Raw genomic sequence first — 15,782 nt, 5'->3', positions numbered from 1 at the left:
TGGCATCGGACCATCGGCGGCCGAGCAAACCAGGATCGCGCCGTCCATCTGGGCAGCACCGGTGATCATGTTCTTCACGTAGTCAGCGTGACCTGGGCAGTCGACGTGAGCGTAGTGACGAATGGTCGAGTTGTACTCAACGTGAGCGGTGTTGATGGTGATACCGCGAGCTTTCTCTTCTGGAGCGCTGTCGATCTTGTCGAATTCAACGACTGCGGAACCGAAAACTTCGGAGCAGACGCGAGTCAGAGCTGCGGTCAGAGTGGTTTTACCGTGGTCAACGTGACCGATGGTGCCAACGTTGACGTGCGGAAGGGAACGATCAAATTTTTCTTTAGCCACGACAATTAACTCCTAGCCTAAAGGACTGAATCAGCCTTGTTTTTTAACGAGCGCTTCGACGATGTTCGACGGAGCCTCAGCGTATTTGGAGAATTCCATGGAGTAGCTCGCGCGACCCTGGGACATGGAACGAACGTCGGTCGCATAACCGAACATCTCTCCGAGCGGAACTTCAGCACGGACAACCTTGCCGGACACCGAATCTTCCATACCCTGGATCAGACCACGACGACGGTTCAGGTCACCCATCACGTCACCCATGTAGTCCTCAGGGGTCACAACTTCTACCTTCATGATCGGCTCAAGCACCTTACCGCCGCCTTTGGCTGCGAGTTGCTTGGTCGCCATGGAGGCCGCCACCTTGAACGCCATCTCGTTAGAGTCGACGTCGTGGTAGGAACCATCAAACACGGTTGCCTTCAGGCCGATCAGCGGATAGCCGGCAACGATGCCGTTCTTCATCTGCTCTTCGATACCCTTCTGGATCGCCGGGATGTATTCCTTCGGAACCACACCACCCACAACCTCGTTGGTGAAAACCAGGCCTTCGGTGATGTTGCCGTGTGCGTCCACGTCTGGCTGCGAGAAGCGGATCCAGCAGTGACCGAACTGACCGCGACCACCGGACTGACGAACGAACTTGCCTTCGATTTCGACGTTGTCTTTGGTGATCTGCTCGCGATAGGAAACCTGCGGCTTACCGATGTTGGCTTCGACGTTGAATTCGCGCTTCATGCGGTCAACGAGGATGTCCAGGTGAAGCTCGCCCATACCCGAGATGATGGTCTGGCCGGTTTCTTCGTCGGTCTTGACGCGGAACGACGGGTCTTCCTGAGCCAGCTTGCCCAGTGCGATACCCATCTTTTCCTGGTCCTGCTTGGTTTTCGGCTCGACAGCTACCGAAATCACAGGCTCAGGGAAGTCCATACGCTCGAGGATGATCGGCTTGTCGGCGTTGCACAGGGTGTCACCAGTGGTGACGTCCTTCATGCCGATCAGAGCAGCGATGTCGCCGGCCAGTACTTCCTTGATTTCTTCACGCTGGTTGGCGTGCATCTGCACCATACGACCAACGCGCTCTTTCTTGCCCTTGACCGAGTTGATCACGGAGTCGCCGGACTGCAGCATACCCGAGTAAACACGGACAAAAGTCAGAGTACCAACGAACGGGTCGGTGGCAATCTTGAACGCCAGAGCCGAGAACGGCTCGTTGTCGTCGGCATGACGCTCGTCGTAGTCGGCGTCGACCAGCTCTTCCTTTGGCTTCTCGATCAGGTCAGGGTGGATACCCTTGATCGCAGGAATCTCGGTAGGAGCAGGCAGGAAGTCGATAACGGCGTCGAGAACCAGGGGAACGCCCTTGTTCTTGAACGACGAACCGCAGACAGCCGGAACGATCTCGCTGGCCAGGGTACGCGCGCGCAGACCGGCCTTGATTTCTTCGACGGTCAGCTCTTCGCCTTCCAGGTACTTGTTCATCAGCTCTTCGCTGGACTCGGCAGCCGCTTCAACCATGTTGGAGCGCCACTCTTGAGCCAGCTCCAGCATATCGGCAGGAATTTCTTCCTCGCGATAGGTGGTGCCTTTGTCGTCTTCGTTCCAGTAGATAGCCTTCATCTTGATCAGATCGACCTGACCCTGGAAGTTCTCTTCCGAACCGATGGCCAGCTGAACAGGAACCGGGGTGTGACCCAGACGGTTCTTGATCTGACCTACGACGCGCAGGAAGTTGGCACCGGCACGGTCCATCTTGTTCACGTATACAACACGTGGAACGCCGTACTTGTTGGCTTGACGCCATACGGTTTCGGACTGTGGCTCAACGCCGGAAGTACCGCAGAACACAACGACAGCGCCGTCGAGTACACGCAGCGAACGCTCAACTTCAATGGTGAAGTCAACGTGGCCGGGGGTATCGATGACGTTTACGCGGTAGTTGTCATACTGACCCTTGGAGCCTTTCCAGAAGGTAGTGACAGCAGCGGAGGTAATGGTGATACCCCGCTCCTGCTCCTGCACCATCCAGTCGGTGGTCGCGGCGCCATCATGCACCTCGCCCAGTTTGTGGCTCAGGCCTGTGTAGAACAGGATCCGCTCGGTAGTAGTGGTCTTGCCCGCGTCAACGTGCGCGCAAATACCAATGTTACGGTAGCGGTTGATTGGTGTAGTACGAGCCATAGAGCCCTCGCAAAAATAGTGATGCCTGAATTAGAAGCGGTAGTGCGAGAACGCTTTGTTGGCTTCGGCCATACGGTGTACGTCTTCACGCTTCTTGACTGCAGCACCTTTGCCTTCAGCAGCATCCAGCAATTCGCCGGCCAGGCGCAGGGCCATAGACTTCTCGCCGCGCTTGCGCGCGTAGTCTACCAACCAGCGCATTGCCAGGGCGTTACGACGGGACGGACGAACTTCGACCGGAACCTGGTAAGTAGCACCGCCAACACGGCGCGACTTCACTTCGACCAGCGGAGCGATGGCGTCGAGAGCTTTCTCGAAGATTTCCAGGGGATCGCTGTTCTTGCGTTCTTTGACCTTGTCCAGCGCACCGTAAACGATACGCTCGGCAACGGCCTTCTTGCCGCTTTCCATCACGTGGTTCATGAACTTGGCGAGAATCTGCGATCCGTATTTTGGATCGTCCAGAATCTCACGCTTGGCTGCTACACGACGTCTTGGCATTGATAAGCCCTCAAACGGTCTTCAGGTTAGCTCGGGACAGGGAACCCAGAGGTTGCGTGCCCGACCTTACTCTTATCGACTCAATAAAATTGATAACTGCAAATTGCTGCAAACGGCCGATTACTTCGGACGCTTGGTACCGTACTTCGAACGACCTTGGTTACGACCTTTGACGCCGGAGGTATCCAGGGAGCCGCGAACGGTGTGGTAACGAACACCTGGCAAGTCTTTTACACGACCGCCGCGGATCAGTACCACGCTGTGCTCTTGCAGGTTGTGGCCTTCACCACCGATGTACGAGGAAACCTCGAAACCGTTGGTCAGACGCACACGGCATACTTTACGCAGTGCCGAGTTAGGTTTTTTCGGCGTGGTGGTGTACACACGGGTGCACACGCCACGACGTTGCGGGCAGTTCTGCAGCGCAGGAACGTCGGATTTCTCGACGATACGCTTACGCGGCTGACGTACCAGCTGGTTGATAGTTGCCATCTACTAGCTCCACTGTTGTCTTGCGACGCTATTGTCTTGCAAGAAAAGCAAAATGGCAGGACGAAGTCCCACCAAATTTAGGGGTACAAGAGTCTAAAGAGGATCTTGCCCCTCGTCAAGGCAAGGCCCCGACATCCCCCACCCTCCCCTTCGCAACAGATTATGTCGCGAAGATCGGGTGAGGGCCGCCAGGGCCCTACGCTTTAGTTGCCGCTGGAGTTCAGCGCTTCGGTCAGTGCAGCTTCCACTTCACTGGCGCTAACACGCAACGGCTTGTCGGCATCACGGCGACGCTTGCGCTCGCTGTGGTAGGCCAGACCGGTACCGGCCGGGATCAGACGACCCACGACCACGTTTTCTTTCAGGCCGCGCAGGTAGTCGCGCTTGCCGGTTACCGCCGCTTCGGTCAGTACGCGGGTGGTTTCCTGGAAGGAAGCCGCCGAGATGAACGATTCGGTGGACAGCGAGGCCTTGGTGATACCCAGCAGTACACGAGTGAACTTGGAGACAAACTTGTCTTCCGCGCCAAGGCGCTCGTTCTCTACCAGTACCTGGGTCAGTTCCATCTGGTCGCCCTTGATGAAGCTGGAGTCACCCGACTCGGCAATCTCGACCTTACGCAGCATCTGACGCAGGATGGTCTCGATGTGCTTGTCGTTGATCTTCACGCCTTGCAGACGGTAAACGTCCTGGATCTCGTTGACGATGTACTTGGCCAGCGCGCTAACACCCAGCAGACGCAGGATGTCGTGCGGATCGCTAGGACCGTCCGAGATGACTTCGCCGCGGTTCACTTGTTCGCCTTCGAAGACGTTCAGGTGACGCCACTTCGGAATCAGCTCTTCGTACGGATCGCTGCCATCGTTCGGGGTGATGACCAGACGGCGCTTGCCCTTGGTCTCTTTACCGAAGGCGATGGTACCGCTGACTTCAGCCAGAATCGAGGCTTCTTTCGGACGGCGCGCTTCGAACAGGTCGGCAACGCGCGGCAGACCACCGGTGATGTCACGGGTCTTGGACGTTTCTTGCGGGATACGCGCGATAACGTCACCAACACCGATCTGTGCACCGTCAGCCACACCGACCAGGGCGTTGGCTGGCAGGAAGTACTGAGCCGGTACGTCGGTACCTGGCAACAGCAGATCCTTGCCGCTGGCGTCGACCATCTTGATTGCAGGACGGATTTCCTTGCCTGCAGCCGGACGGTCTTTGACGTCCAGAACCTCGATGTTGGTCAGGCCGGTCAATTCGTCAGTCTGACGCTTGATCGTGATGCCTTCTTCCATGCCCACGAAGGTCACGGTACCTTTCATTTCGGTAACGATCGGGTGGGTGTGCGGGTCCCACTTGGCGACGATGGCGCCAGCGTCGACCTTGTCGCCTTCCTTCACCGAAATCACGGCGCCGTAAGGCAGCTTGTAACGCTCGCGCTCACGACCGAACTCGTCGGCAATCGCCAACTCGCCGGAACGCGATACGGCAACCAGGTTGCCGTCGGCACGCTCAACCTGCTTGAGGTTGTGCAGACGAACCATACCGCCGTTCTTCACCTGGACGCTGTCGGCAGCCGAGGTACGGCTTGCAGCACCACCGATGTGGAACGTACGCATGGTCAGCTGGGTACCCGGCTCACCGATCGACTGTGCAGCGATAACGCCGACAGCTTCACCGATGTTCACCTGGTGACCGCGAGCCAGGTCGCGACCGTAGCACTTGGCGCAGATGCCGTAGCGGGTTTCGCAGCTGATCGGCGAACGCACGATCACTTCGTCGATGCTGTTCAGCTCGATGAACTCGACCCACTTCTCGTCGACCAGGGTACCGGCCGGAACGATGACGTCGTCGGTGCCAGGCTTGAACACGTCACGGGCGATTACACGACCCAGTACGCGCTCACCCAGCGGCTCTACAACGTCGCCGCCTTCGATGTGCGGGGTCATGACCAGACCCTGCTCGGTGCCACAGTCGATCTCGGTAACCACCAGATCCTGCGCCACGTCTACCAGACGACGGGTCAGGTAACCGGAGTTCGCGGTTTTCAACGCGGTATCCGCAAGACCCTTACGCGCACCGTGAGTCGAGATGAAGTACTGCAGTACGCTCAGACCTTCGCGGAAGTTCGCGGTGATCGGCGTCTCGATGATCGAGCCGTCCGGCTTGGCCATCAGACCACGCATACCGGCCAACTGACGAATCTGAGCTGCCGAACCCCGGGCACCGGAGTCAGCCATCATGTACATCGAGTTGAAGGACTCCTGCTCGACTTCGTTGCCTTCGCGGTCGATGACCTTCTCTTTCGAGAGGTTGGCCATCATCGCCTTGGACACTTCGTCGTTCGCCTTGGACCACAGGTCGATGACCTTGTTGTACTTCTCGCCCTGGGTTACCAGGCCGGAGGCGTACTGGCTCTCGATCTCTTTCACTTCGTCGGTGGCAGCACCGATGATGCGGGCTTTTTCATCCGGGATAACGAAGTCGTTAACACCGATGGAAACGCCGGAGATGGTCGAGTAGGCAAAACCGGTGTACATCAGCTGGTCAGCGAAGATGACGGTCTCTTTCAGACCAACCACGCGGTAGCACTGGTTGATCAGCTTGGAGATCGCCTTTTTCTTCATCGGCTGGTTGACCACGTCGTACGACAGACCTGGCGGTACAACCTGGAACAGCAGTGCACGGCCGACAGTGGTGTCGACGATGCGGGTGTTCTTGACGCTGCCGCCATCACGATCGTTCACGGTTTCGTTGATACGAACCTTGATCTTGGCGTGCAGGGCCGCTTCGCCGGCGCGGAATACGCGGTCGACTTCCTGCAGGTCGGCGAATACGCGACCTTCGCCCTTGGCATTGATGGCTTCGCGGGTCATGTAGTACAGACCCAGTACAACGTCCTGCGAAGGAACGATGATCGGCTCACCGTTGGCTGGCGACAGGATGTTGTTGGTCGACATCATCAGCGCGCGCGCTTCGAGCTGGGCTTCCAGCGTCAGCGGCACGTGCACGGCCATCTGGTCACCGTCGAAGTCGGCGTTGTACGCGGCACAGACCAGCGGGTGCAGCTGGATGGCCTTGCCTTCGATCAGTACCGGCTCGAACGCCTGGATACCCAGACGGTGAAGGGTCGGTGCACGGTTGAGCAGTACGGGGTGTTCGCGAATCACTTCGGCAAGAACGTCCCACACCTCTGGCAACTCGCGCTCGACCATCTTCTTGGCAGCCTTGATGGTGGTCGCCAGACCACGCATTTCCAGCTTGCCGAAAATGAACGGCTTGAACAGCTCGAGGGCCATTTTCTTCGGCAGACCGCACTGGTGCAGACGCAGGGTCGGACCTACGGTAATTACCGAACGACCCGAGTAGTCAACGCGCTTACCGAGCAGGTTCTGACGGAAACGACCTTGCTTACCCTTGATCATGTCGGCCAGGGATTTCAGAGGACGCTTGTTCGAGCCGGTGATGGCGCGGCCGCGACGGCCGTTGTCGAGCAGTGCGTCGACCGCTTCCTGCAGCATGCGCTTTTCGTTGCGCACGATGATGTCAGGCGCAGACAGGTCGAGCAGGCGCTTCAGACGGTTGTTACGGTTGATCACCCGACGGTACAGGTCGTTCAGGTCGGAGGTCGCGAAACGACCGCCATCCAGCGGAACCAGTGGACGCAGGTCTGGCGGCAGAACCGGCAGAACGGTCAGGACCATCCACTCAGGCAGGTTGCCCGAGCCCTGGAAGGCCTCCATCAGCTTCAGTCGCTTGGACAGCTTCTTGATCTTGGTTTCCGAGTTGGTCTGCGGAATCTCTTCGCGCAGGCGGCCAATCTCGTGCTCCAGGTCGATAGCGTGCAGCAGTTCGCGGACGGCCTCGGCACCCATGCGGGCGTCGAAGTCATCGCCGAACTCTTCTAGCGCTTCGAAGTACTGCTCGTCGTTCAGCAGCTGACCTTTTTCCAGGGTGGTCATGCCCGGGTCGATGACGACATAGCTCTCGAAATAGAGAACGCGCTCGATATCACGCAGGGTCATGTCCATCAGCAGGCCGATACGCGACGGCAGCGACTTCAGGAACCAGATGTGGGCAACAGGCGAGGCCAGCTCGATGTGCGCCATGCGCTCACGACGAACTTTTGCCAGCGCGACTTCAACACCGCACTTCTCGCAGATCACGCCACGGTGCTTCAGGCGCTTGTACTTGCCGCACAGGCACTCGTAGTCCTTGACTGGGCCAAAGATCTTGGCGCAGAACAGGCCGTCACGCTCAGGCTTGAACGTACGGTAGTTGATGGTTTCCGGCTTTTTTACTTCACCGAACGACCACGAACGGATCATCTCAGGCGAGGCCAATCCGATACGGATGGCGTCGAACTCTTCGACTTGACCCTGGTTTTTCAGCAAATTCAGTAGGTCTTTCAAGGCCTTTCCTCCTGGCGGAGCAGGGAGCGGGCTTTTCAGCCGCGCTCCCGATTCGCGTCACGTGTTATTCGGTTTCCAGATCGATATCGATACCGAGCGAACGAATCTCTTTGATCAACACGTTGAAGGACTCGGGCATGCCCGGCTCCATACGGTGATCGCCGTCCACGATGTTCTTGTACATCTTGGTCCGACCGTTCACATCGTCCGACTTCACTGTGAGCATTTCTTGCAGGGTGTATGCCGCGCCGTATGCTTCCAGCGCCCACACTTCCATCTCCCCGAAACGCTGACCACCGAACTGCGCCTTACCACCCAGCGGCTGCTGGGTAACCAGGCTGTAAGAACCAGTGGAACGCGCGTGCATCTTGTCGTCCACCAAGTGGTTCAGCTTGAGCATGTACATGTAACCAACGGTCACTGGACGCTCGAACTTGTTGCCGGTACGACCGTCGAACAGCTGCATCTGACCGCTTTCCGGCATGTCTGCCAGTTTCAGCATGGCCTTGATTTCGCTTTCCTTGGCACCGTCGAAGACTGGAGTGGCCATTGGCACACCGCCTTTGAGGTTCTTCGCCAGGTCGAGGATTTCCTGGTCGGAGAAGTCTTCCAGGCTTTCCTGACGACCACCGATCTCGTTGTAGATCTCGGTGAGGAACTTGCGCAGCTCGATGACCTTGCGCTGCTCTTCGAGCATGCGGTTGATCTTCTCGCCCAGGCCCTTGGCCGCCAGGCCGAGGTGGGTTTCGAGGATCTGACCGACGTTCATACGCGAAGGTACACCCAACGGGTTGAGTACCACGTCCACCGGCGTACCGTTGGCGTCGTGCGGCATGTCTTCGACCGGCATGATCACGGAGACCACACCCTTGTTACCGTGACGACCGGCCATCTTGTCGCCCGGCTGGATGCGACGACGGATTGCCAGGTAGACCTTGACGATCTTCAGTACGCCCGGTGCCAGGTCATCGCCCTGCTGCAGCTTGCGCTTCTTGTCTTCGAACTTGTCGTCCAGCAGACGGCGACGATCAACGATGTAGGCCTGGGCCTTCTCGAGTTGCTCGTTCAGCGCGTCTTCGGCCATGCGCAGTTTGAACCACTGGCCGTGCTCCAGACCGTCCAGCACTTCGTTGGAGATGACCGAACCTTTCTTCAGGCCAGCACCACCTTCGACGACCTGACCGTTCAGGGCGCTGCGCAGACGTTCGAAGGTTGCGCCTTCAACGATGCGGAACTCTTCGTTCAGGTCCTTGCGGATCTCGTCCAGCTGCATCTTCTCGATGGACAGCGCACGGCTGTCGCGCTCGACGCCATCGCGAGTGAAGACCTGTACGTCGATGACAGTACCCTTGGTGCCGGTCGGCACACGCAGGGAGGTGTCTTTGACGTCGCTGGCCTTCTCGCCGAAGATCGCACGCAGCAGTTTTTCTTCTGGCGTCAGCTGGGTCTCGCCTTTTGGGGTGACCTTGCCGACCAGAATGTCGCCAGCGCCGACCTCAGCACCCACGTAGACGATACCGGCTTCGTCCAGCTTGTTCAGCGCAGCCTCACCCACGTTCGGGATGTCCGCGGTGATTTCCTCTGGGCCAAGCTTGGTGTCACGGGCCACACAGGTCAGTTCCTGGATGTGGATCGTGGTGAAGCGATCTTCCTGAACCACACGCTCGGACAGGCAGATGGAGTCTTCGAAGTTGAAGCCGTTCCACGCCATGAACGCGATGCGCATGTTCTGACCCAGAGCCAGCTCACCCATGTCGGTGGACGGGCCGTCGGCCATGATGTCGCTACGCTGAACCACATCACCCTTGCTCACCAGCGGACGCTGGTTGATGCAGGTGTTCTGGTTCGAGCGGGTGTACTTGGTCAGGTTGTAGATGTCGACACCAGCTTCGCCGGTTTCAACTTCGTCATCTGCAACACGCACCACGATACGGCTGGCGTCGACGGAATCGATCACACCACCACGACGAGCTACGACGCAAACGCCGGAGTCACGCGCAACGTTGCGCTCCATGCCGGTACCTACCAGCGGCTTGTCGGCACGCAGAGTCGGTACAGCCTGACGCTGCATGTTCGAACCCATCAACGCACGGTTGGCGTCGTCGTGCTCGAGGAACGGAATCAGCGACGCGGCAACAGAAACTACCTGCTTTGGCGAGACGTCCATCAGGGTGACGTCTTCCGGCGCCTTGACGGTGAATTCGTTCAGGTGACGGACCGCTACCAGCTCGTCGATCAGCTGCTTCTTCGCATCCATCGTGGCCGAAGCCTGTGCGATGACGTGATCAGCTTCTTCGATCGCCGACAGGAACACGATGTCGTCGGTAACCACACCCTCTTTCACCACGCGGTACGGGCTCTCGAGGAAGCCGTACTGGTTGGTGCGGGCATAGGCCGCCAGGGAGTTGATCAGACCGATGTTCGGACCTTCAGGGGTCTCGATCGGGCACACACGGCCGTAGTGGGTCGGGTGTACGTCACGGACTTCGAAGCCTGCGCGCTCACGGGTCAGACCACCAGGGCCGAGTGCCGAGACACGACGCTTGTGGGTGATCTCGGACAGCGGGTTGTTCTGGTCCATGAACTGGGACAGCTGGCTCGAACCGAAGAACTCCTTCACCGCCGCCGCTACCGGCTTGGCGTTGATCAGGTCTTGCGGCATCAGGCCTTCGCTTTCAGCCATCGACAGACGTTCTTTGACCGCGCGCTCTACACGCACCAGGCCAACGCGGAACTGGTTCTCGGCCATTTCGCCGACACAGCGCACGCGACGGTTACCCAGGTGGTCGATGTCGTCGACGATGCCTTTGCCGTTACGGATGTCGACCAGGGTCTTGAGGACCTCGACGATATCTTCCTTGCTCAGCACGCCCGAACCTTCGATCTCGGTACGACCGATACGACGGTTGAACTTCATGCGACCAACGGCCGACAGGTCGTAACGCTCGGCGCTGAAGAACAGGTTGTTGAACAGGGTCTCTGCGGCATCCTTGGTTGGCGGCTCGCCAGGACGCATCATGCGATAGATCTCGACCAGCGCTTCCAGTTGGTTGCTGGTGGAGTCGATCTTCAGGGTATCCGAGATGAACGGACCGCAGTCGATGTCGTTGGTGTACAGGGTCTCGATGCGAACGACCTGAGCCTTGGCGATCTTCACCAGTGCTTCGGTGGTCAGCTCGGTGTTGCATTCGGCCAGGATTTCACCGGTAGCCGGGTGCACGATCGCCTTGGCGGTGGTGCGGCCCAGAACGTATTCCAGCGGCACGTCCAGGGATTTGACACCAGCCTTTTCCAGCTGGTTGATGTGGCGAGCGGTAATACGACGACCCTGCTCGACAATCACCTTGCCGCTGTCGTCATGGATGTCCATGACCGCGATTTCACCACGCAGGCGCTGTGGCACCAGTTCCAGGCTGAGCTTTTCGCCCGCCACGTGGAATACGTTGGTGGTGTAGAACGCGTTCAGCACTTCTTCGGTGGTGTAGCCCAGCGCGCGCAGCAGTACGGAAGCCGGCAGCTTGCGACGACGGTCGATACGGACGAATACACAGTCTTTCGGATCGAATTCGAAGTCCAGCCACGAGCCGCGGTAAGGAATGATCCGCGCCGAGTACAGCAGCTTGCCCGAGCTGTGCGTCTTGCCACGGTCGTGGTCGAAGAACACGCCTGGCGAGCGGTGCAGCTGGGAAACGATAACACGCTCGGTACCGTTGATTACGAAGGTACCGTTTTCAGTCATCAGGGGGATTTCACCCATGTAGACTTCTTGCTCTTTGATGTCCTTGATCGCTTTGTTCGACGATTCTTTGTCGAAAATGATCAGGCGGACTTTCACGCGCAGCGGTACCGCGTAGGTTACCCCGCGCAGTACGCATTCTTTGACATCAAAGGCCGGTTCGCCCAGACGATAGCCAACGTACTCCAGGGCAGCATTGCCGGAGTAGCTGATGATCGGGAAAACCGATTTGAAGGCCGCATGCAGGCCCACGTCGCGGAACTGATCTTTAGTCGCTCCCGCCTGCAAGAATTCACGATACGAATCCAGCTGGATGGCCAGGAGGTAAGGCACATCCATGACGTCCGGCAACTTGCTAAAGTCCTTGCGGATACGTTTTTTCTCAGTGTATGAGTAAGCCATCAGCGTTCCCCAGCTTGGTCACCTGCTTGTTTGGCTTCTCCCGACGGGAGCAGCCAGAAAATCGTGCAAACCCCATGGTTTGCGCCACCGTCATCGGTGGTTACCGCTCGTCATCGGCGCCGACCTGATCGGCTGCCAATAACGGAAAAAGGCCGGTGGCAAAAGCCACCAGCCATCAGCCTTTCGCTTGTCGCTCGGGCTGGAGACGCACAGTCGAGAGTTACTTAACTTCGACTTTAGCGCCTGCTTCTTCCAGCTTCTTCTTGGCGTCTTCAGCAGCTTCTTTCGAAACGCCTTCAGCAACGACCTGAGGAGCGGTGTCAACTTTCTCTTTGGCTTCTTTCAGGCCCAGGCCGGTCAGTTCACGAACGGCCTTGATCACGTTGACTTTCTTCTCGCCGGCTTCAACCAGAACAACGTTGAACTCGGTTTGTTCTTCAACAACGGCAGCGGCAGCAGCTGGGCCAGCAGCGGCAACAGCAGCGGTAACGCCGAAGGTTTCTTCCATTGCTTTGATCAGCTCAACAACTTCCAGAACGGTTTTCTGGCCGATTGCTTCGATGATTTGCTCGTTAGTCAGAGACATGACTTAAATCCTGTATTGGGGTGACAGCCTACGCAGCCATCAAATTAAACGTATGATTTCGAAAGGGCTTGCGGTGCCTTAGGCAGCAGCAGCTTCTTTCTGGTCGCGAACGGCTGCCAGAGTACGAGCCAGCTTGCTGGTCGCGCCTTGGATCACGCTCATCAGCTTCGCAATGGCCTCGTCGCGGGTCGGCAGGGAAGCCAACACGTCGATCTGGTTTGCGGCAAGGAACTTGCCGTCGAACGCAGCTGCCTTGATCTCGAACTTGCTCTGACCCTTGGCGAACTCAGCGAACAGACGAGCAGCAGCGCCCGGGTGTTCGTTGGAAAACGCGATCAGGGTAGGGCCGGTGAACACGTCGTTGAGGACACTGAATTCAGTGTCGGCAACAGCGCGCTTGAGCAGGGTGTTACGTACAACACGTACGTAAACGCCAGCTTCACGAGCCTCTTTACGGAGTCCGGTCATTGCGCCTACAGTCACACCACGGGCATCAGCCACGACAGCGGACAGAGCGACTTTGGCAGCCTCGTTGACTTCAGCGACGATGGCCTTCTTGTCTTCGAGTTTAATTGCCACGGGTAAAACTCCTGCTTGTTACCGTTTCATCCAGCCGAAGCCGAATGTCGTTTTGGTGTCTGACTCGGTAAGGAATCAGGGGCACCATCTGCGTAGGCTTGAGGTTTAAGGCTTGCGCCGCCTACGGTCTTGGATAGCCCCCGCCAGGCAGGGACCCCAATTTTTGCTGACGGGCGCAATTGCTCGCGCCCATCGCGGTCTTACGCGTTCAGGGAACCTTGATCGATTACCAGACCTGGGCCCATGGTGGTGCTCAGGGTAACGCGCTTGACGTAGATACCTTTCGAGGAAGCTGGCTTGATACGCTTCAGATCAGCGATCAGGGCTTCAACGTTTTCCTTCAGCTTGACGGCTTCAAAGCCGATCTTGCCAACGGAAGTGTGGATGATGCCGTTTTTGTCGGTACGGTAGCGAACCTGACCAGCCTTGGCGTTTTTGACCGCGGTGGCTACGTCTGGAGTTACGGTGCCAACTTTAGGGTTAGGCATCAGGCCACGAGGACCCAGAACCTGACCCAGCTGACCTACAACACGCATTGCGTCCGGGGAGGCAATAACGACGTCATAGTTCAGGTCGCCGCCTTTCATTTCGGCAGCCAGATCGTCCATGCCTACACGGTCAGCGCCGGCAGCCAGAGCGGCCTCGGCAGCTGGACCCTGGGTGAACACGGCAACACGTACGGTCTTGCCAGTGCCGTGTGGCAGCACGGTAGCGCTACGAACGACCTGGTCGGATTTACGTGGGTCAACGCCCAGGTTAACGGCTACGTCGAAGGACTCGCTGAACTTCACGGTAGACAGTTCGGCCAGCAGCACTGCTGCTTCTTCGAAGTTGTAGACTTTGCCCGCTTCGATTTTCGAAGCGATAGCCTTTTGGCGCTTGGTCAGCTTAGCCATTACACACCCTCCACGTTGAGGCCCATGCTGCGAGCGGAACCGGCGATGGTACGCACGGCCGCTTCCATGTCAGCAGCGGTCAGATCAGCATTTTTGGTTTTTGCGATCTCTTCCAGCTGAGCACGGGTCACAGTACCGACTTTGACGGTGTTCGGACGCGCAGAACCGCTGGTCAGGCCAGCTGCTTTCTTCAGCAGAACCGAAGCAGGGGTGCTTTTGGTTTCGAAAGTGAAGCTACGGTCACTGTATACAGTGATGATCACAGGAGTCGGCAGGCCGGCTTCTTGACCCTGGGTACGGGCGTTGAAGGCCTTGCAGAATTCCATGATGTTCACACCGTGTTGACCCAGTGCTGGGCCGACGGGTGGACTTGGGTTGGCCTGGCCGGCCTTTACTTGCAGCTTGATGTAAGCCTGAATCTTCTTAGCCATGAGCTACTCCAATATCGGGTACAAGCGCCAGAAGGCTCCCCGGATTACTTGCGTTTTATCCCAGTGACGACAAAACCCCGCAGCACATAGGGCTGCGGGGTATGGGATGCGTCGTTCTGCTAGACCTTTTCGACCTGGCTGAACTCAAGCTCCACCGGAGTAGAGCGACCGAAGATGAGCACCGCTACCTGGAGCCGGCTCTTCTCGTAGTTAACCTCTTCGACCGTGCCGTTGAAATCAGCAAACGGACCGTCTACAACACGAACCACTTCACCTGGCTCGAACAGCGTTTTCGGCTTCGGCTTGTCGCTGCCATCGGCAACGCGACGCAGAATGGCCTCGGCTTCTTTATCGGTGATGGGTGCAGGCTTGTCTGCGGTACCACCAATGAAGCCCATGACACGAGGGGTGTCCTTGACCAAGTGCCAAGTCCCTTCGTTCATGTCCATCTGAACCAGCACGTAGCCCGGGAAGAACTTACGCTCGCTTTTGCGCTTCTGGCCATTGCGCATTTCAACCACTTCTTCAGTGGGGACCAGAATCTCGCCGAAGCCATCTTCCATGCCAGCCAGCTTTACGCGCTCGATGAGCGAGCGCATCACATGCTTCTCGTAACCCGAGTAAGCATGCACAACATACCAACGCTTAGCCACAGGACACCCTTAGCCAACAATCAAGGAAATCAACCAGCCGAGCAGGGAATCGAGCCCCCACAACAGCAGCGCCATGACCAGGACAACAGCCACCACAATAAGGGTGGTCTGCATGGTCTCTTGGCGGGTTGGCCATACGACTTTACGAATCTCGGTGCGAGCTTCCTTTGCCAGCGCAAAGAACGACCTGCCCTTTGCAGTCTGCAAGGCAACAAAGCCAGCAACAGCAGCAAGAGCAAGGAGTGCAATAACGCGATACAGAATCGGCGAAGCGGAGTAATATTGATTTCCGACCACGCCTACCACCACCAAAGCGACAACAGCCAGCCACTTGAGCAGATCAAAACGAGAGTCTTGGGCTTCAGACTTGGGAGTCATCTAGGAGGATCCTGTGAAAAGAAAGCCAGACACACAAGGTGAATCTGGCAGGTCAGGAGGGAATCGAACCCCCAACCTACGGTTTTGGAGACCGTCGCTCTGCCAATTGAGCTACTGACCTAAAAGCTTATCAGGCCGACCATTATGCCGGCCTGATCGAGAGAAATCAACTACTTATTCAATAACCTTTGCCACTACACCCGCA

The 15,782-nt window shown here is 57.7% G+C and carries 12 protein-coding genes and 1 tRNA gene; all 13 read right to left on the bottom strand.

What is annotated here, in order from left to right:
- The coding region (locus tag DN387_RS25800) for a GTP-binding protein (protein ID WP_254506407.1) at nt 1–342 on the bottom strand (342 nt) is incomplete at its 3' end.
- 30 nt (nt 343–372) lie between these two features.
- Nucleotides 373–2,520: an elongation factor G gene (gene fusA, locus DN387_RS25795; protein WP_043861933.1), complete on the bottom strand. Its 2,148-nt coding sequence runs from the start codon at nt 2,518–2,520 to the stop codon at nt 373–375.
- A gap of 30 nt (nt 2,521–2,550) precedes the next feature.
- On the bottom strand, nt 2,551–3,021 hold the full coding sequence (gene rpsG, locus DN387_RS25790; protein WP_008089143.1) for a 30S ribosomal protein S7: 471 nt from the start codon (nt 3,019–3,021) through the stop codon (nt 2,551–2,553).
- A gap of 120 nt (nt 3,022–3,141) precedes the next feature.
- Nucleotides 3,142–3,513: a 30S ribosomal protein S12 gene (rpsL, locus tag DN387_RS25785; RefSeq protein ID WP_003186084.1), complete on the bottom strand. Its 372-nt coding sequence runs from the start codon at nt 3,511–3,513 to the stop codon at nt 3,142–3,144.
- Nucleotides 3,514–3,716: 203 nt separating this feature from the next.
- Nucleotides 3,717–7,916: a DNA-directed RNA polymerase subunit beta' gene (gene rpoC / locus DN387_RS25780; RefSeq protein WP_054916698.1), complete on the bottom strand. Its 4,200-nt coding sequence runs from the start codon at nt 7,914–7,916 to the stop codon at nt 3,717–3,719.
- A 64-nt stretch (nt 7,917–7,980) separates the two neighbouring features.
- Nucleotides 7,981–12,054: a DNA-directed RNA polymerase subunit beta gene (gene rpoB / locus DN387_RS25775; protein WP_043861935.1), complete on the bottom strand. Its 4,074-nt coding sequence runs from the start codon at nt 12,052–12,054 to the stop codon at nt 7,981–7,983.
- 220 nt (nt 12,055–12,274) lie between these two features.
- A complete protein-coding gene (gene rplL / locus DN387_RS25770) occupies nt 12,275–12,640 on the bottom strand; it encodes a 50S ribosomal protein L7/L12 (RefSeq protein ID WP_054916699.1) in 366 nt (121 codons plus the stop codon).
- A 78-nt stretch (nt 12,641–12,718) separates the two neighbouring features.
- A complete protein-coding gene (rplJ, locus tag DN387_RS25765) occupies nt 12,719–13,219 on the bottom strand; it encodes a 50S ribosomal protein L10 (RefSeq protein ID WP_043861937.1) in 501 nt (166 codons plus the stop codon).
- Between the two features lie 200 nt (nt 13,220–13,419).
- Nucleotides 13,420–14,115 (bottom strand): 50S ribosomal protein L1, encoded by a 696-nt coding sequence (gene rplA, locus DN387_RS25760; protein WP_043861938.1) that lies wholly within the window; start codon nt 14,113–14,115, stop codon nt 13,420–13,422.
- Nucleotides 14,115–14,546 (bottom strand): 50S ribosomal protein L11, encoded by a 432-nt coding sequence (gene rplK, locus DN387_RS25755; protein ID WP_028944937.1) that lies wholly within the window; start codon nt 14,544–14,546, stop codon nt 14,115–14,117. Before rplK ends, rplA begins: the two co-directional genes overlap by 1 nt.
- Nucleotides 14,547–14,665: 119 nt before the next feature.
- Entirely contained in the window at nt 14,666–15,199 is a 534-nt protein-coding gene (nusG, locus tag DN387_RS25750; RefSeq protein WP_043861939.1) for a transcription termination/antitermination protein NusG, read from the bottom strand.
- Nucleotides 15,200–15,208: 9 nt separating this feature from the next.
- On the bottom strand, nt 15,209–15,577 hold the full coding sequence (secE, locus tag DN387_RS25745; RefSeq protein ID WP_043861940.1) for a preprotein translocase subunit SecE: 369 nt from the start codon (nt 15,575–15,577) through the stop codon (nt 15,209–15,211).
- A 45-nt stretch (nt 15,578–15,622) separates the two neighbouring features.
- A tRNA-Trp gene (locus DN387_RS25740) sits at nt 15,623–15,698 on the bottom strand.
- Nucleotides 15,699–15,782 lie beyond the last annotated feature (84 nt).

Origin of the sequence: Pseudomonas sp. FBF18 (genome assembly GCF_024261405.1) — a bacterium.
Classification (GTDB): Bacteria; Pseudomonadota; Gammaproteobacteria; order Pseudomonadales; family Pseudomonadaceae; genus Aquipseudomonas; species Aquipseudomonas palmensis.
The sequence above is the reverse complement of the archived record's forward strand: the minus strand, read 5'-3'. Positions and strand labels throughout refer to the sequence as shown.